17 protein-coding genes are annotated in these 17402 nt (G+C 63.2%); 13 read left to right on the top strand and 4 right to left on the bottom strand.

Going from position 1 to position 17402, the window contains the following annotated elements:
* Positions 1-27: 27 nt before the first annotated feature.
* Positions 28-441 (bottom strand): MarR family winged helix-turn-helix transcriptional regulator, encoded by a 414-nt coding sequence (locus tag Q358_RS0102680; RefSeq protein WP_027960632.1) that lies wholly within the window; start codon positions 439-441, stop codon positions 28-30.
* Positions 442-561: 120 nt separating this feature from the next.
* On the opposite strand from Q358_RS0102680, the gene Q358_RS0102675 reads away from it, so the two are divergent.
* Together Q358_RS0102675 and Q358_RS0102670 are read left to right on the top strand one after the other, a co-directional pair.
* On the top strand, positions 562-1128 hold the full coding sequence (locus Q358_RS0102675) for a YIP1 family protein (protein ID WP_027960631.1): 567 nt from the start codon (positions 562-564) through the stop codon (positions 1126-1128).
* Between the two features lie 106 nt (positions 1129-1234).
* Positions 1235-2404, top strand: a complete 1170-nt coding sequence (locus tag Q358_RS0102670) for a globin domain-containing protein (protein ID WP_027960630.1) — start codon at positions 1235-1237, stop codon at positions 2402-2404.
* Between the two features lie 79 nt (positions 2405-2483).
* Here Q358_RS0102670 and Q358_RS0102665 read toward each other — a convergent pair whose 3' ends face one another.
* The 3 genes from Q358_RS0102665 to Q358_RS0102655 are packed head-to-tail and all read right to left on the bottom strand — an operon-like array spanning position 2484 to position 4074.
* Complete coding sequence (locus tag Q358_RS0102665; protein ID WP_027960629.1) at positions 2484-2942, bottom strand: hypothetical protein; 459 nt, start codon at positions 2940-2942, stop codon at positions 2484-2486.
* Positions 2943-2970: 28 nt separating this feature from the next.
* On the bottom strand, positions 2971-3675 hold the full coding sequence (locus tag Q358_RS0102660; protein ID WP_281172956.1) for a succinate dehydrogenase iron-sulfur subunit: 705 nt from the start codon (positions 3673-3675) through the stop codon (positions 2971-2973).
* A gap of 48 nt (positions 3676-3723) precedes the next feature.
* Positions 3724-4074: a hexameric tyrosine-coordinated heme protein gene (locus Q358_RS0102655; RefSeq protein ID WP_084286418.1), complete on the bottom strand. Its 351-nt coding sequence runs from the start codon at positions 4072-4074 to the stop codon at positions 3724-3726.
* Between the two features lie 675 nt (positions 4075-4749).
* Between Q358_RS0102655 and Q358_RS0102645 the strand changes: the two genes are divergently transcribed.
* The 11 genes from Q358_RS0102645 (at position 4750) to Q358_RS0102595 (ending at position 17378) form a co-directional block, all read left to right on the top strand.
* Positions 4750-6207: a YfcC family protein gene (locus tag Q358_RS0102645; RefSeq protein ID WP_043487528.1), complete on the top strand. Its 1458-nt coding sequence runs from the start codon at positions 4750-4752 to the stop codon at positions 6205-6207.
* 26 nt (positions 6208-6233) lie between these two features.
* Complete coding sequence (locus tag Q358_RS0102640; RefSeq protein ID WP_027960624.1) at positions 6234-7463, top strand: arginine deiminase; 1230 nt, start codon at positions 6234-6236, stop codon at positions 7461-7463.
* A gap of 17 nt (positions 7464-7480) precedes the next feature.
* Complete coding sequence (gene argF, locus Q358_RS0102635; RefSeq protein WP_027960623.1) at positions 7481-8482, top strand: ornithine carbamoyltransferase; 1002 nt, start codon at positions 7481-7483, stop codon at positions 8480-8482.
* A gap of 34 nt (positions 8483-8516) precedes the next feature.
* The gene (gene arcC, locus Q358_RS0102630; RefSeq protein ID WP_027960622.1) at positions 8517-9428 is read left to right on the top strand and encodes a carbamate kinase; all 912 of its coding nucleotides are present in this window, start codon (positions 8517-8519) and stop codon (positions 9426-9428) included.
* A gap of 363 nt (positions 9429-9791) precedes the next feature.
* Entirely contained in the window at positions 9792-11192 is a 1401-nt protein-coding gene (locus tag Q358_RS0102625) for a V-type ATP synthase subunit B (protein ID WP_027960621.1), read from the top strand.
* Positions 11193-11251: 59 nt separating this feature from the next.
* Complete coding sequence (locus Q358_RS0102620; protein ID WP_027960620.1) at positions 11252-11857, top strand: V-type ATP synthase subunit D; 606 nt, start codon at positions 11252-11254, stop codon at positions 11855-11857.
* Positions 11854-13635: a V-type ATP synthase subunit I gene (locus Q358_RS0102615; RefSeq protein WP_027960619.1), complete on the top strand. Its 1782-nt coding sequence runs from the start codon at positions 11854-11856 to the stop codon at positions 13633-13635. Before Q358_RS0102620 ends, Q358_RS0102615 begins: the two co-directional genes overlap by 4 nt.
* Complete coding sequence (locus tag Q358_RS0102610) at positions 13623-14072, top strand: ATP synthase subunit C (RefSeq protein WP_027960618.1); 450 nt, start codon at positions 13623-13625, stop codon at positions 14070-14072. Before Q358_RS0102615 ends, Q358_RS0102610 begins: the two co-directional genes overlap by 13 nt.
* 12 nt (positions 14073-14084) lie before the next feature.
* On the top strand, positions 14085-14780 hold the full coding sequence (locus Q358_RS0102605; RefSeq protein WP_211248299.1) for an ATPase: 696 nt from the start codon (positions 14085-14087) through the stop codon (positions 14778-14780).
* A gap of 2 nt (positions 14781-14782) precedes the next feature.
* The gene (locus Q358_RS0102600; RefSeq protein ID WP_027960616.1) at positions 14783-15481 is read left to right on the top strand and encodes a hypothetical protein; all 699 of its coding nucleotides are present in this window, start codon (positions 14783-14785) and stop codon (positions 15479-15481) included.
* A 49-nt stretch (positions 15482-15530) separates the two neighbouring features.
* Entirely contained in the window at positions 15531-17378 is a 1848-nt protein-coding gene (locus Q358_RS0102595) for a V-type ATP synthase subunit A (protein ID WP_027960615.1), read from the top strand.
* The last annotated feature ends 24 nt before the right edge of the window (positions 17379-17402 follow it).

Raw genomic sequence — 17402 nt, 5'->3', positions numbered from 1 at the left:
ACTCAGGTCAGCCGGTCCCCTCCCGGTTCAAGACGGTTCGACCCAGCCCGGCAGATGAAACTCTTCCTGGAGGTGGCGCAGCTCCGGTTGATGCAGCTCGGCGATTCGACCGGCCAGCTCGGCGCCTCGAGGCGACAGATGGACCTCGATGCGCCGACGGTCGCCGCGGCTCGCGCGGCGCACCACCAGGCCCAGCTGCTCGCAGCGATCGACCAGCGCCACCGTGCCGTGGTGCTTGGCCTGCAGCCGTTCCGCCAGCTCGCCGATGGATGCCCATTCACGCCGCTCGAATCCCAACAGATGAAGCAGCAGCTGGTACTGCAGCGACGTCAGGCCGTGTTCACGACAGATATCCTCGCTCTGGCGCAGGAAGCAGCGCAGCTGATAACGAAAATGAGACAGGCGCTGAAAATCCTGCTTGGTAAGGGCGTCATCGCTCATGAAGGGTATCCTGCGTATACATGGACAATCTCTTTACCGCTTGACAGCAGAGGGGTTGCTGCCTAAAGGTTAAGCAATAATATCACAAAGTGATACTTTTCTACCCACGAGGATACCGCCATGAACCCGCTGACCGTGATTCAACTGCCCTTCACCCGCCAGGCGGGCTGGAAGACGCTGCAAGGTCGCAAGCCGTCGATTCCGACCCTGGCCTGGTGCCTGGTGCTGCCCATGTCGCTGCTGCCACCGGTGCTGCTCTACTACGCCGGTACCCACTACGGCGATGGCTTCGTCATGGGCTTCGCCGATAGAGAGTGGCGCTTTATCACCACCATCCTGTTCCTGGCCGAGCTGTTGACGTTCTTCGTGATGGGCTGGCTGATCCAGGCCGTCGTCAACGGTACCCGCGAGCTCTCCATCGATTATCACGATGCCTACCTGCTGGCGGCCCTGGCCCCGCTGCCGCTGTGGTCATCGGCCATCGTGCTGCTGATTCCCAGCCTGCTGCTCAATGCCCTGGCGGTGCTGGTGGCCCTGGGCATCTCCTGCAGCCTCGTCTATCACGGCCTCCAGGCGCTGTGCGAACGCAGCGATAACGACATCAATACCATGTCGGCCGCCTACACCATCATGGCCGCCGGCGTGCTGGCCTGGGGCCTGTTGATGGCCATCGTCTGGGCCTACTGAGCCCGGAGCCTGGCTGCGACCCAGCGTCGCAGGATAGCTTCACGGGGAAATAAGATGTATTTTAGATGCTCTTTAAAGTCTCCCTTCCCCGATACGGAGCCCCTCGATGCTGAGCCAGGAACAGGAACACCTGATCGCCACCACCGCTCCGGTGGTGGCCGAGCACCTCGACGCCATCACCCAACGCTTCTACCCGCTGCTGTTCCAGCGCTATCCACAGGTGAAACCGCTGTTCAACCAGGCCCACCAGGTCGATGGCGGCCAGCCGCGGGCACTGGCCGCCGCCGTGCTGGCCTATGTGCAGCTGCGTCATGATCGGAACAAGGTACGCGAGACGCTGGCCGGGGTAGTCGACAAGCATATCTCCCTGGACATCCGCCCCGAACACTACCCCCTGGTGGGCGAATGCCTCATGGCCGCTATCGGTGAGGTGCTGGGCGATGCCGTGACGCCGGAGATCGCCGCCGCCTGGCAGAACGTCTACGAGGAACTGGCCGGCCTGCTCATCGAGCAGGAGGAGTATCGCTACCGGGAGTTCGAGCAGTACCCCGGCGGCTGGCGAGGGCCCCGCGAATTCCGCATCGCCGCCATTCGCCAGGAGAGTGCGGTGATTCGCTCCTTCGTGCTCGAGCCGGTAGACGGCGGGCCGGTGGCCGAGCATCTGCCGGGCCAGTACATCGGCGTGAAGCTGACCCTGGGCGATGAGCCGGTCTACCGGCACTACAGCCTGTCGGCCCTGCCCAACGGCCAGAGCTACCAGATCTCGGTCAAACGCGAGTCCCGGGGCCGTGTCAGCCGCCACCTGCATGACGCCATGAGCGTGGGTGACACCCTGGCGCTACTGCCGCCGGCCGGTGGGCTGACCCTGATCGAGGGCAACGAGCCCCTGCTGCTGGCCAGTGGTGGCGTCGGACAGACCCCGCTCCTGCCCATGGCCTGCCATGCCCTTCGCCAGGGCCGGCGGGTGGTCTACCTGCACGCCGCCCTGGATGCCGAGCACCATGCCTTCCGTGACCAGGTGGCGGCCCTGACCGCGGAGCACCCCGAGCGGCTGCATGCCGTCAGCATCCATGAGTCGGGCAATGCCGGCGACCACATCGGCCGCATCGATCGCGACCTGCTGGCCAGCTACCTACCCGAGGGCGGCCGTTGTTACTTCGTCGGTCCCCAGGGCTTCATGACCGCCATCGACGGGGCGCTGGCCGAGCTCGGGGTCCCCGACGAGCGGCGTCACTACGAACACTTCGGCCCCTCACGGCCGCTTGGCGTGGCCTGAGGCCAGCGCGACCACCTGACAGCGACACGACGACGCCCCGGCCTGGCCGGGGCGTCGTCGTTATCATCGAAGTTCCGCGTCAGTATATGTCGAGGCGGGCCAGGTCCCGGGTCTGCAGCCTGGCCTCGGCCTCCTGTGCCTCGGCCAGCTGGTGAAACAGCTCGGCCTCCTCGGGGATCGACGCCAGCTCGCTGCGTAGCCGATACATGTCCTTCAGCGTCTGGTGGGCGCTCATCACGTTAGCCAGGATATCCTGGACATCATGGCAGCCGAGACAGGGCGGGATTCGTCTCAATACGCTGGGATGCCCGAATTCCTGGCTGTCGATCAGCCAGGTGGTCAGGAGTGCATCGTCGGCATCTTCCAGATAGGCCGCCATGCCGTCGCGCAGGCGACTCTCGCGATCGGCCAGGAACACCAGCGCCATCTGCATGCGCTCATCCGGGGCCGTCTCGGCCAGCCGGGTGTACTGGTCGCCCAGTTGCCGGTGGAAATCATGAATCCACTCCAGCAGGTCCTTCACCTGACGAAACGCCATGGCCTCGCCTCCGTCCACGGATGGGTTGTCAGCAGCCTCGCTTCAGCAGCATCGCCTTGATCTGGCCGATGGCGCGCATCGGATTGAGCCCCTTGGGGCATACCCAGGTGCAGTTGGCGATCTGCCGACAGCGGAAGACGCTGAAGGGATCATCGAGTTCGGCCAGCCGCTCATCGGTGGCGGTATCACGGCTGTCGATCAAGAAGCGATAGGCCTGAATCAGGCCGGCGGGGCCGATGTACTTGTCCGGGTTCCACCACCAGGAGGGACAGGCCGAGCTGCAGCAGGCACACAGGATGCATTCGTAGAGGCCGTCGAGCTTCTCGCGCTCTTCGGGGCTCTGCAAACGCTCCCGAGCGGTCGGCGCCGAATCATTGATCAGCCAGGGCCGGATCTTCTCGAACTGGCGGAAGAACAGCGTCTGGTCGACGACCAGGTCGCGGATGACCGGCATGCCGGGCAGCGGGCGCAGGGTCAGGGTGTTGTCACCGCCCAGCACCTCCTCCACCGAGGTGACGCAGGCCAGGCCGTTCTTGCCGTTAATGCTCATGCCGTCGGAGCCGCATACCCCCTCGCGGCAGGAGCGCCGGTAGGTCAGGGTCGCGTCCTGCTGTTTCAGGTGCTCGAGCACGTCGAGCACCATGGCCTTGCGAAAGCGCGCCTCCACCTCGTAGGTTTCCATCTGCGGTAACGCATCTTCTTCGGGGTGGTAGCGATAGAGCCGCACCTTAATCATGGGAATCTCCTGTCGCCTCGTCGCTGACGGGGCCAGCCGGGGCGGCTACTCGTCTCGCCAGTAATCGTTGGCCGCGGCGACGGTCTGAAAGTGAGTGGCGATAACGTGGGAGACGGCAATCAGGCTGTCCGGGTCCTCGGCATACTCGGGCCGCTGCTCCTTGCGCACCTCGGCATCGGGTTGAGTGGTCGCCACGCCCTTCTGGGACAGCGTCACCGCCAGCGCAAAGCCTTCCTGGGGCGTCTCGGTGATCAGGCTGGGCAGCCAGGTAGCGTCGTTCGACGTCGCCTCGTGACTATCCGCTGCGGCAGTGCCGACCACCACCACCAACGTCGCTAGCAAGAGGCCAGCGACAAAGCGGATTCCGGGCGGGTGTGACTGATGGAAAGCAAGCATGCCGCCTCCTGTTTGGTCTCTGGTGCTGGCTCGTTGGCCAGCAAAAAGATGCTATGAAGATACACATTTAAAGCTAGTCGAGGATGCGCAGGCGTCAAGGGGAAGTGCCCGGATACGGATTAAGAGCGCCAGCCACGAAAGCGACGGTTACTGGCGCCGGCTACATGGCTCGGCACCACCGATGACATTCCCATTGAGGCTACTCTCGCACCGTCCAGTAGTGAAGTTGTCGACGTGCTGGACAAGATTGTCGGGGATGGCGCGGAACCGCGCCGACTGACCGAGAGTGGCGCACGACCCTCGGTCTTCGGCAAGCGGAGCATGGCGACCAGCGTCATGGCAACGCTGAATGAGGTGATCGCGCCGCTGGACATGGATGTGGCAACGCTCGAGGCCCGGGGCGCTATCGTGAGGACGTTCATTGAATCTCGCCTGTGTATCCCTTCAAAGACGGATCAGAAGCCAGCATTCGACTCCTTAATAAAGCCAAATACATACTTATTATAAATCATGAAAACAATAGCCATTGCTTGATATAAATCAAAAAGATCCAAAGCAAACATGTCAATCTAGACTGGCGTTGCATGAAGAAAGGCAAGCTTCCGGACAAACTCGAAAGTTCCGAAATTTTCTAATCCTTGCGTTGAATATTTGGCTAAGGGTAGGGGAGGTATCATGACTGATGATGCAGATGATAAAAAACACTCGGCAGTTTCGGAAAACGCTCTTGCTTCGCGATTTCCTACTGCTTACACCATCCTCTTTATCCTTATCATACTGGTCGCGGCTCTGACCTGGATAATCCCGGCGGGTCAATACGATCGCGCCATGAACGAAGAGGTCGGGCGAGAGGTAGCCGTACCCGGCACCTATCAAATGGTCGACTCCAATCCGCAGGGCTTTGTCGATATCATGCTGGCGCCTACCACGGGTTTCTACGACCCGAACAGCTATATCGCCAACGCCATCGATGTCGCCCTGTTTGTTCTGTTCCTGGGGGGCTTTCTAGGAGTGATGAACGCTACCGGCGCCATCGATACCGGCATACGCAGCGCCATGCGCCATCTGGAGGGCCACGAGATCTGGATGATCCCGATCCTGATGACGCTGTTTGCCGTGGGCGGCACGACCTATGGCATGGCCGAGGAAACGCTGGCCTTCTACGCGATCTTGATTCCCGTAATGATGGCGGCCGGTTACGACAGTATTACCGGGGTCGCCATTATTCTGATCGGCGCCGGCATCGGGGTACTTGGCTCCACCATTAATCCTTTCGCCACCGTCATCGCCTCGAACGCCGCCGATATTCCGTTTACCGACGGCATCGTGCTGCGCTTCATCCTGCTGATTGGCGGCCTGTTGATTTGCTCAGCCTACGTCATGCACTACGCCAAGCGGGTCAAGGCAGATCCGTCGCGCTCTGTCGTGGCCAAGCAACGGAAGGCCCAGCGCCGGTTCTTCCTGGGTGACAGGGAAGAAGGGGTTCATGATGCGACCCTCAACAAGACCCAGATCGTCGCCCTGGTAATTTTCGCTTTGGTTTTCGTCGTCATGATCTGGGGCGTTTCCTCCCAGGACTGGTGGATGGCTCGCATGGGCGCGCTATTCATGGGTGCCGCCATTGTGATCGGCATCATTGCCCGCCTGGGTGAGAAGAAGCTCACCGGCAGCTTTGTCGATGGCGCCCGCGACCTGCTGGGCGTGGCACTGGTCGTCGGCCTGGCCCGAGGCATCGTGGTAATCATGGACCAGGGCATGATTGCCGACACCATCCTGCATAGCGCCGAGATGTCATTGAGTGGCCTTCCAGAAGTCGGTTTTATCAATCTAATGTTCTGGATCGAAGTGGGGATGAGCTTCTTTGTACCGTCATCCTCTGGCCTTGCGGTACTGTCCATGCCAATTCTCGCGCCACTGGCAGACTTCGCCAATGTCGGGCGTGACCTGGTCGTCACGGCCTACCAGTCCGCCAATGGCCTGGTCAATCTGATCAATCCCACCTTTGCGGTCGTGGTCGGCGGGCTGGCGATTGGCCGCATATCCTATGACCGCTGGATCGCGTTTATCTGGCCGTTGCTGCTGATTCTTACCGTTTTCATTACAGCCGCCATCAGCGTAGCCACGCTTATCTGATGCAGCCCATCATGAGGAGATAAAGCATGTCTGAACAAACACTGGGCGTACATTCCGAAACCGGAGTTCTCCGCCAGGTTATCGTATGCCGCCCGGGGCTGGCCCATAAGCGACTCACTCCGTCCAACTGCGATGCGCTACTGTTTGATGACGTATTCTGGGTCAAGCAGGCTCAGGAAGATCACGATATCTTTTCCAGGCTGATGCGCGCTCAGGGCGTCGAAGTACTGGACATGAATGAGCTGCTGGCGGAGACGCTGGACATTGCCGAGGCTCGCAAATGGATCCTGGATCATCGGATTACCTGGAACGAAATCGGCGTCGGCATGATTTCCGACCTGCGCGCCTGGATGGACGAGCTTCCCGGGGAAAGGCTGGCGGAATACCTCATCGGTGGACTCGTAGTGGCCGACCTGCCATTTGACCCGACCGGGCTTTTCGGCAATCACCTGGGACACTACGGTTTTGTACTGCCGCCGTTGCCCAACTATCTCTTCACCCGAGATAACAGCGCCTGGATCTACGACGGCGTGACCCTTAACCCCATGTACTGGGCAGCCCGAAAACCCGAGACGCTGCTGATGGCAGCTGTTTACCGATTCCATCCGACATTTGCCGGCAAGGTCGACGTTGTGTGGGGCGACCCGCTCCAGGATCATGGCCTGGCCACCCTGGAAGGCGGCGATATCATGCCGGTGGGCAACGGCCTGGTGCTGGTGGGCATGGGGGAACGCTCGTCGCCACAGGCTGTTGGGCAACTGGCCAACGCCCTGTTTGAAAAGGGCACGGCGGAACGCGTCATCGCCTGCCAGATCCCGAAATCTCGGGCGGCCATGCATCTGGATACCATCTTCACCTTCTGTGGCGACAACGTTGTCACCGCCTTCAAGGAGGTGGCGGATGAAATGGTCTGCTATGACCTGCGCCCCGGCGAAGGCAAGCAGCATCTGACCTTCCGCCAGGATCCGCGGCCGATGTTCGATGTAGTGGCAGAGGCTCTTGGCTATAAGGCACTGGAGGTCGTGCCGACCGGTGGCGAGAATCCGGCAGACCGGGAGCGCGAACAGTGGAACGACGGCAACAACGTGCTGACGCTGAGCCCTGGCGTGGTGATTGGCTACGACCGCAACGTTGATACCAATGCGGCCCTGGAAGCGGCGGGCGTCGAGGTGCTGGCCATTCCCGGAGCCGAGCTGGGCCGGGGCCGCGGCGGCGGACGCTGCATGAGCTGCCCTACCATGCGTGATCCGGCCTGACGAAAAGGAAAAGAATCATGGCATTCAACCTCAAGAATCGTCATTTTCTGACCCTGCGCGACTTCTCGCCGCGCGAGATCAGTTTCCTGCTGAAACTGGCGAAGGATCTGAAAACTGCCAAGTATGCCGGTAACGAGGTACCACAGCTTAGCGGCAAGAAAATTGCGCTGATCTTCGAGAAGGATTCTACCCGTACCCGGGTCGGCTTCGAGGTAGCCGCCTACGATCAGGATGCCAGGGTCACCTACCTTGGGCCTTCAGGCACTCACCTTGGCCACAAGGAGTCGGTGAAGGATACCGCTCGAGTACTGGGCCGGATATATGACGCCATCGAGTATCGCGGCTTCGGCCAGACGGTTGTCGAAGAGCTGGCTACCCATGCCGGAGTGCCGATCTATAACGGCTTGACCGATGAATTTCACCCGACCCAGATTCTCGCCGACTTTCTTACCATGCAGGAACATGTTGAAAAGCCGTTGCATGAGGTCGCCTATGCCTTTCTCGGCGATGCCGCCAACAATATGGGCGACAGCCTGCTGATCGGTGGATCCAAGATGGGCATGGACGTGCGTCTGTGTGCTCCCCGCGCGCTCTGGCCCAGCAAGGCGATACAAGATGAGGCTCAGGCCACTGCCCGGGAAACCGGTGCCCGCATTACCATTACCGACGATGTGGAGGCGGCCGTCGCCGGGGTTGACTTCATCTACACCGATGTCTGGGTATCCATGGGCGAATCCAGGGAGCAATGGGCCGAGCGAATCAAGCTGCTGATGCCTTATCAGGTGACGGCGAAGGTCATGGAAAAAACGGGCAACCCCCGAGCCCGCTTCATGCATTGTCTGCCGGCCTTTCACAATGCGGAGACAACCCTGGGCAAGGAAATTCAGGCCGAATTCGGCATCGATGCCATGGAGGTGACCGAGGAAGTGTTCGAGAGCCCGGCATCAATTGTCTTCGATCAGGCGGAGAATCGCCTGCATACCATCAAGGCAGTGCTGGTAGCGACGCTGGGTGCCTGACCCTGACGCTGACCGTCGATAAAGGACGTACACTATGCTGATCGTTGTAGCGCTGGGCGGCAACGCCCTATTGAAACGCGGCGAACCGCTGACGGCTGATACCCAGCGCAACAATATCCGGGTCGCGGCGAAGTCGCTGGCAGAACTCGTGCGTGCCGGACATCAACTGGTCGTCACCCATGGCAATGGCCCCCAGGTGGGCTTGCTGGCGCTGCAGGGCGCGGCCTACAAGCCGGAAGAGGCCTATCCACTGGATGTTCTGGGCGCGGAAACCGGAGGCATGATCGGTTACCTGATCGAACAGGAACTGGAGAATGCCCTCGACCATGACTACCCAGTGGCGACACTACTCACCCAGATCGTTGTCGATCGGAACGACCCGGCGTTTGCCAACCCGACCAAGTTTATCGGCCCGGTCTATGACAAGGCAGAAGCCCAGTCTCGCGCCGCCGCAGACGGCTGGAAGATTGCCGCAGACGGTGACAAGTGGCGCCGGGTGGTTCCATCACCGGCTCCCCGGGAAATTCCCGACTTGCGCGTGCTGAAGCTGCTGCTGGACCAGGGGGTAATTGTCATCTGCACCGGCGGTGGCGGTATTCCAGTCCTGCGCCGCCACGACGGCAGCATGACCGGGGTAGAAGCGGTAATCGACAAGGACGCCGCCAGCGCCCTACTGGCGCGCCAACTTGACGCCGATGCGTTGTTGCTGCTGACCGATGTGGATGCGGTGTACCACGACTTTGGTACGGATACGGCCGCACCGATTCAGACGCTGACGGTTGCCGAAGCCCGCGAACTGGACATGCCCCCCGGCTCCATGGGCCCTAAGCTCGCGGCCGCCAGTGACTTCGCCAAAACGGGGGGAGTCAGCGGCATTGGCCGGCTGGTCGATACGCTTGACATCCTCGAGGGAAGAGCGGGCACACGCGTGTTCGCTAAAGCCTAGCCCGCCAACATTATGTCGCATAAATCTCATGCTCCGCATGCCCGTGCATGCCCGTATCAAGGCCGCTCATATACGGCCGACAAGATGATTCTGGAGCATACCGGGCGGGGAGTAACGCCATATCCACTGCATAGTGCATGGGCGACACCGACCGGTCATGAGGAGCGCTATCGTGAGGACGTTCATTGACCACTCCTGTTTGACACTCTAGCGAGCCGAGGGGCATGCTCGTGTGTAATATCACAAGATAATCGTGATCCAAGCACCGCGCCTTCCCCTCGACGAATTTTGCGTTGTCCCCGGCAGCGTCATGTGAGTCGCGCCGTGACAACTCCTTCCCCGGTGTGGAGGCAGCGACTCGGCATGCCACAATCCCTCAGTCACTATCGCAACATCCTCAGCATCGTCGGCGGCATCGTCCGTGTGCGTATCCCCCACGGTGAGGGAAATCAAGCCTCGCCGGCACGTTTCCGCGACCTCGCCAGCCTGAGCAAGGCCGATGGCGAGACGGTGCTAGCCCAGGTGATCCGCATCGATGACGACGTGGTCTCGCTGCAGGTCTTCGGCGGCACCGCCGGGTTGACCACCCGGGCGTCGATCCGTTTCCTCGGCCACCCCATGCAGGTCACCTGTTCCCAGAACGTGCTGGGGCGCGCCTTCAACAGCCTGGGCGAGCCCATGGACCGTGGCCCGTCCCTGGATGAAGATCGCCGTGTGGAGATCGGCGGGCCCTCGGTGAACCCCATGCGCCGAGTGATGCCCAGCCGCATGATCCGCACCGACGTGCCGATGATCGACGTCTTCAACACCCTGGTGGAAAGCCAGAAGATCCCCATCTTCTCGGTGGCCGGCGAGCCCTACAACGCCCTCTTGGCACGCATCGCCATCCACGCCGATGCCGACGTGGTGGTGTTTGGCGGCATGGGGCTGATCTTCGATGATTACCACTACTTCCGGCAACGCTTCCTCGACGCCGGGGTATTCGCCCATACGGTGATGTTCACCAATCTGGCCTCGGACTCGGTAGTGGAGCGCCTGCTGGTACCGGACATGGCCCTGGCGGTAGCAGAGCGCTTCGCCGTGGAGGAAGGCAAGCGGGTGCTGGTGCTGCTCACCGACATGACCGCCTACGCCGACGCCCTGAAGGAGGTGGGCATCAGCATGGAGCGGGTGCCGTCCAATCGCGGCCACATGGGAGATCTCTACTCCCAGCTGGCACGGCGCTACGAGAAGGCCTGCGACTTCCACGGCGCCGGCTCGGTGACGGTGCTCAGCGTTACCACCATGCCCGGTGATGACATCACCCATCCGGTGCCGGACAACACCGGCTACATTACCGAAGGCCAGTTCTATCTGCGCGACGACCGGATCGACCCCTTCGGCTCCCTGTCGCGGCTCAAGCAGCACGTGATCGGCGCGAGCACCCGGGAGGACCACGGTGCGCTGATGAACACCATGATCCGCCTCTATGCCGGTGCCCAGGACGCCCAGCAGAAACGCGCCATGGCCTTCGAACTCTCCGCCTTCGACGAGCGGCTGCTGCGCTTCGGTGAACTGTTCGAGACGCGCTTCATGGATGTGGCCGTCTCCCTGCCCCTGGAACGCGCCCTGGACCTCGCCTGGGAGACCCTGGCCGAGTGCTTCGAACCCCGGGAGCTGATCATGAAACAACACCTGATCGACAAGTACTTTCCCGCCAAGAAGCAGGAGCCCGCCGGGGACACCCGGGCTGCCTCGCAAGCCGATGGTGTGAATGCTGACTGAAGCGCCGATCGAAGATCAGAACGCCGCAGGATAGGGCAATCAGGGGGTAAGGAACCAAGGTGGCACGACTCTCACTCAACAAGACGGCCCTGCACCGGGAGCAGTCTCGACTCAAGCAGTTTCGGCGGCTGCTGCCGTCCCTGGACCTCAAGCGCCGCCAGCTGATCAGCGAGCGTTTGCATGCCCGGGAAACACTGTATGCAAGCGAGGCCGAGCTGGACGCCCTGGTGGTCGGGGTGCGCGACCGGTTGCCCATGGCCGGTGATGATACCCTGGAGTTTCACGATCTGGCCCGAGTGACCCGGGTACAGTTACGCGAACATAACCTGCTCGGCGTGCACCTGCCGATCCTCGAGAACGTCGATATCGACGTCGCCGAGTATTCGACGCTGACCACGCCCCACTGGCTGGATCGCTATCGCGAGGCCCTGCGCGACGCCCTGGCGTTAACGGTGCGTCTGCAGGTGGAGCGGGAACGGCTGCGGCGCCTGGAGCGAGCGGTCAAGCGAGTCACCCAGCGGGTCAACCTGTTCGACAAGGTATTGATTCCGCGCACCCGGGAAAATATTCGCCGCATCCGTATTCATCTCGCCGACGGCGAACGCTCCGCGGTGGTACGTGCCAAGCTCGCCAAGCGCAAGCAGACTCAGGGAGCGAGTCCATGAGTATCGTGGCACTGCGCCGGGTGACGCTGCTGGGCCGTCGCGGCGGCAAGCAGGACACGCTGCGCGATCTGCAGCGACTCGGCGTCATGCACCTGATCGACCTGAGGTCGAAAAAGCCGGATGCCCCCGCCGGAGGGGTGGCCAGCGACACCCGCAAGGCGCTGGCATACCTGCTCGACTGTCCCGTCAAGCGCCATCAGGTGCCCAGCGACCCCGACTTCGACCATCAGGCCATCGTCATGCGCGCCCTGGAGAACCAGCGCCGAACCCGGGATCTGGAGGACAGCATCGACTTTACCCGACGGCGTCTCGAGGATCTCGAGCCCTGGGGTGATTTCGAGTTCCCGCCTCTGGAGAGCCTGGCCGACCATCGGCTATGGTTCTACGAGGTGCCCCACTACAAGGCGCGCCAGCTTGGGGATGTCGCCCTGCCCTGGCAGGAGGTGCATCGCGACAACCGCAACCGCTACATCGCGGTGATCGCTCGGGAGGAACCCGCGGTGAACACCCTGCCGGTGCCGCGCACCCATACCGGCAGCGTGCCGCGCCGGCGCCTGCGCGAGGAGCTACAGCGCCTGGTGGTGCGCCTCGACGAGCGGGTCGCCGAGCGCGAGGCACTGACCCGCTGGATTCATCTGTTGCATCGCCATCAGGCCCGGGCGGAGGATGCGGCGAGCCTGGATCAGGCGCAGTGCCTCACCCGCGACAGCGAGGCGATCTTCGCCGTGCAGGGCTGGGTGCCCGAAAGGGCGATCGAGGACGCTCGACGCCTCGCCGAGCGGCGAGGGCTCGCCCTGCTCGACGAGCCGGTGGCTCCCGAGGACCAGCCGCCGACACTGCTCGACAACGATGAGCGCACCGCCGGCGGCGCGGAGATAGTGCACTTCTACCAGATGCCCGGCTACCGCAACTGGGATCCGTCCCGGGTGATCTTCTTCTCCTTTGCGGTATTCTTCGCCATGATCCTCGCCGACGCCGGCTATGCGCTGCTGCTGCTCGGCGCGGTGCTGTTCTTCTCAAAGCGTCTTGCGCGCAGCCGCGCTGGCACGCGCGTGCGCAACCTGGGCTTCGCCCTGGTGGGCTGTGCCTTCGCCTACGGCGTGCTCGCCGGCGGCTATTTCGGCTGGAACCCGCCACCGGACGCCTGGCTCGCGCGGCTCAAGCTGTTCGACGTCAACGACTTCGACCAGATGATGCGCTTGGCAATAGGCATCGGCCTGGCGCATCTGGTCGTCGCCAATGCCACCGTCGCCTGGCATCGGCGCGGGCGGACCGCGATGCTGGCGCCGCTGGGCTGGATTGTCGCCCTGCTGGCCGGCGTGATGCTCTATTACGGCATCACCGGCGGCGGAGCCGCCCTCGCCCTGGGGCTGGCGGGCGTCGCCGCCTTCTCCGACACCCGTCCGGTGCGCGGGCCGCTGGATCTGCTCAAGCGCGCCGGCGGCGGCCTCTATGCCCTCACCGACGTGACCCGCGCCTTCGGCGACGTCCTGAGCTATCTGCGCCTGTTCGCCTTGGGGCTCGCCAGCGCGTCGCTGGCGGTCACCTTCAACCAGCTCGCCGCGGACGCGGCGGCGGCCTTTCCGAGCCTGGGCATCCTGCTCTACGCCTTGATCCTGATCGCCGGCCACGCGCTGAACTTCGTGCTGGCGGTGGTCAGCGGCGTGGTGCACGGACTGCGGCTCAATCTCATCGAGTTCTATCACTGGGGTATCTCGGACGAGGGGTACCCCTTCACGGCATTCGCGACAACGGAGACCACGCCATGGAGCAACTGATCATCGCCCTGGGTTGGGCAGGCCTGTACGGGCCCATGGCCCTGGGCGCCATCGGCAGCATCATCGGCTGCGCCATCGCCGGCCAGGCGGCCATCGGCGCCCTGCTCGAGACCGAGACCGGTCACGGACGCTTCATCGGGCTCTCGGCAATGCCCTCCTCCCAGAGCATCTACGGCATCGTGGTGATGTTCAGCCTGCAACGCCCGGTCACCGAGGCCACCTCGGCGGGGCTGTTTTCCGTGGGCCTCCTGGCCGGAGTGGCGCTGCTCTTGAGCGCGGTCTACCAGGGCAGTTGCTGCGCCTCGGCGATCAACAGCGCGAAGAGCAAGCCGGAAATCTTCGGGCTCTCCATCGCGCCGGCAGCCATCGTCGAGGGTTTCGGGGTGTTCGCCTTCATCTTCGCCCTGGTGATCAGTGGCGACATCCCCATGCAGTAACGCGGAGACAAGATGATGAACGATCAGGAAACACCTCTCCAGGGCGCCTCCTTCGGCGTCGAGACGCTGATCGAACGACTACGCGGCGAAGGTGTGGAGCGGGGTCGGGAAGAGGCCAAACGCATCGTCGCCGATGCGGAGCGGCGCGCCACCTGGATGATCGAACAGGCCGAGCGAGACGCCCAGGAATGGCGCGAGCAGGCTCGGGAAGAGGCCGCACGCCTGGAATCATCCGCCAAGGAGGCGTTGCGGGTTGCCGCCCGGGACAGCGTACTGGAGATGCAGGCCACCCTGACCCACCGCTTTCGTGACCACCTGCGCCGGCTGGTCGGCCAGACCCTGACCCGGGAAGATCTGCTGCAGCGTCTGATTCTCGAACTCGCCGCCCGCACCCGCAGCGAAACACCGCTGGAAGCGGAAAACGAGGTGGAAGTGATGTTGCCGCGAGACGTCCTGGGGCTGGAGGAGCTGCGTCGCCGCCCCGAGGAGCTCAAGGAGGGCACGCTTGCCCACTTCGTGGTCGCCCAGGCCCGCGAGGTGCTGCGCGAGGGGGTGTGTTTCACCACAGGCGACCACGCCAGCGGCCTGCGTATCCGCCTGCACGAGCACCAGATGGAGCTCGACATCAGTGACGAGGCGGTGGCAGAGCTTCTCTTGCAACATCTGCAGCCGCGCTTTCGCGCCATGCTCGAAGGCATCGTCAAGTAGCCATGTCAAAACGCCATCAGTACGTCGACCTGCTCGCCAGCCTGCCGGCCCTGCCCGCCACGCCTTTCGAGCGCGAACCCCTGCCGATCTCGGCGATCCGCCTGGCACACCGTCTCGAGATCCTGAGCGACGCCCATCGCGACAGCCTGCAGGCGCTGGAAATCCTGCTCGACTGGCGGCACCTGGGCATGGATGTCTCTACCGAAGTCCATGTCCGGCGCTATCGACTGACGGCCCCGCAACTGGTGGAGCATGGCGTGGGGGATCTGGTTGAGACCCTGCTCGAACGTCACACCCTGATGACGGCCCTGCGCCGGCGACGCCTTGGCCATCCCGCGCCGCTCCCGGGCGAGGCCTGGGGCTTCGGTCCGCGCCTGGCACATATCGGCACCCACTGGCAGGCATCACTGTTCGGCGTGGGGCCGGTCTTTCCCTGGCTCGCCGAGGCCCGCGAGCATCTGGAGCACGACCGCCCCCGGGAGCTGGAACGGCAGCTGTTCGAGGAGAGCTGGCGTTGGCTCGGTCGGGCGCAGCGCCATGATCGTTTCGACTTTCGCGAGGTCGTCATCTACTGGCTGCGCTGGCGCCTTGTCGCCGCCTGGCAACGCTACAACGCCGAGGCGGCAGAACGTCGCCTGCGAGCGGATATCGAGCGGGGGCTTGGCAATGACGGAATACCTTTTTCGGGAGATGGTAGCTGATGAATGCCTGTCACGACCCCAGCGATAGAATGGGCTCCGGGAGTTTGAAATGAGTATACAGCGAACAACCCAGCGAAATTGCCGGGTGGTCAGTGTCCAGGACGATATCGTGATTATCGAGACCCTCGAACGCTCGAAGGGGTTGATGAAGAACGAGGTGGTCTATATCCGCCCCGCCCAGGCGGAGGAAACCCGCGATATTCGCCTCAAGGGCGAGGTGCTGCGGGTGCAAGGCATGCGGGCGGACGTCCAGGTCTTCGAGGATACCGGCGGCATCAAGGTAGGCGACGCCGTGGAGCAGACCGGCGAGATGCTCTCGGTCACCCTCGGCCCCGGCCTGCTGGGGCAGATCTACGACGGCCTGCAGAACCCCCTGGAACAGATCGCCCTGCAGTCCGGCTTCTTCCTTCCCCGGGGCCTGCACCTGGCGGCGCTGGACACGACCATCAAGTGGTCCTTCTCGCCCCGGGTACGCATGGGCGCCAAGCTGCATGCCGGCGATACCCTCGGCACCGTGCAGGAGGGGCGCTTTACCCATCGCATCATGGTGCCCTTCGACGCCCGAGGCGAGCAGGAGGTCAACTGGATTCAAGAGGGCAGCTTCGCCGTGGACGTGCCGGTGGCCCGCCTCGTCGACGCGGCGGGCGTCGAGCGCCGGGTTACCCTGGCCCAGCGCTGGCCGGTGCGTACACCGCTGCCGCAGCGCCTGCTCGACAGCCACGCCAGCGAGCGGCTCTACCCCAGCCGCCCCCTGGATACCAGCATCCGCGTGATCGATACCTTCTTTCCCATCGCCACCGGTGGTACCGCCTGCATTCCCGGCCCCTTCGGCGCCGGCAAGACGGTGCTGCAGAATCTCATCGCCCGCCACTCCACCGTGGATATCGTGATCATCGTCGCCTGCGGCGAGCGGGCCGGGGAAGTGGTGGAGACCATCACCGAGTTTCCACGCCTCCAGGATCCGACCACCGGCGGCTCGCTGATGGACCGCACGGTAATCGTCTGCAACACCTCCTCGATGCCGGTGGCCGCCCGGGAAGCCTCCATCTACACCGGCATCACCCTCGGCGAATACTACCGCCAGATGGGGCTTAACGTGCTGCTGATCGCCGACTCCACCTCGCGCTGGGCCCAGGCGATGCGCGAGACCTCCGGACGCATGGAGGAGATCCCCGGCGAAGAGGCCTATCCCGCCTACCTGGACTCGGCGGTACGCAGCGTCTACGAGCGTGCCGGGGTGATCCGTAACGGCGCCGGCGACAGCGGCAGCCTGACCCTGATCGGCACCGTCTCTCCCTCCGGCGGCAACTTCGAGGAGCCGGTGACCCAGGCGACCCTGAGCACCGTCAAGGCGTTCCTCGGCCTGTCATCCGAGCGCGCCTACAAGCGCTTCTATCCGGCGGTGGATCCCCTGCTCTCCTGGTCGCGCTATCGGGCCGAGCTCGAACCCGCCATCGCCGAGCGTCTCGGCAAGGAATGGCCGGGACGCATCGACGAACTACTGCAACTGCTGCACGACGGGGAAGACGTCAACCAGATGATGCAGGTCACCGGCGATGAAGGCATCACACTCGAGGACTTTCTCACCTACCACAAGGCCGCCTTCCTCGATCTGGTCTATCTGCAGCAGGATGCCTTCGATGCAGTGGATGGCAGTACCTCCCCTGAGCGCCAACGGCGCAGCCTGGCCCTGATCCACCCGCTGGTGAGTGCGGAGTACGCCTTCGACGACAAGGACGCGATCCGGGAGTACTTCACCGCCTTGTCCAGCGCAATGAAGAACCTCAACTATGCGCCGCTAGACTCAGGCGAGTATCGGCGCCACTACGCCGAGATTGAAACACTGGCCCGGAGCTCGGGACTCGATATCAATACTCCTGCCCAAGGTTCGAGTTGATCCGCCCCGCTCTCGGAAATAGCC

This window comes from Halomonas halodenitrificans DSM 735, assembly GCF_000620045.1.
Lineage (GTDB): Bacteria > Pseudomonadota > Gammaproteobacteria > Pseudomonadales > Halomonadaceae > Halomonas > Halomonas halodenitrificans.
This window is presented reverse-complemented; position numbering and strand designations above follow the sequence as displayed.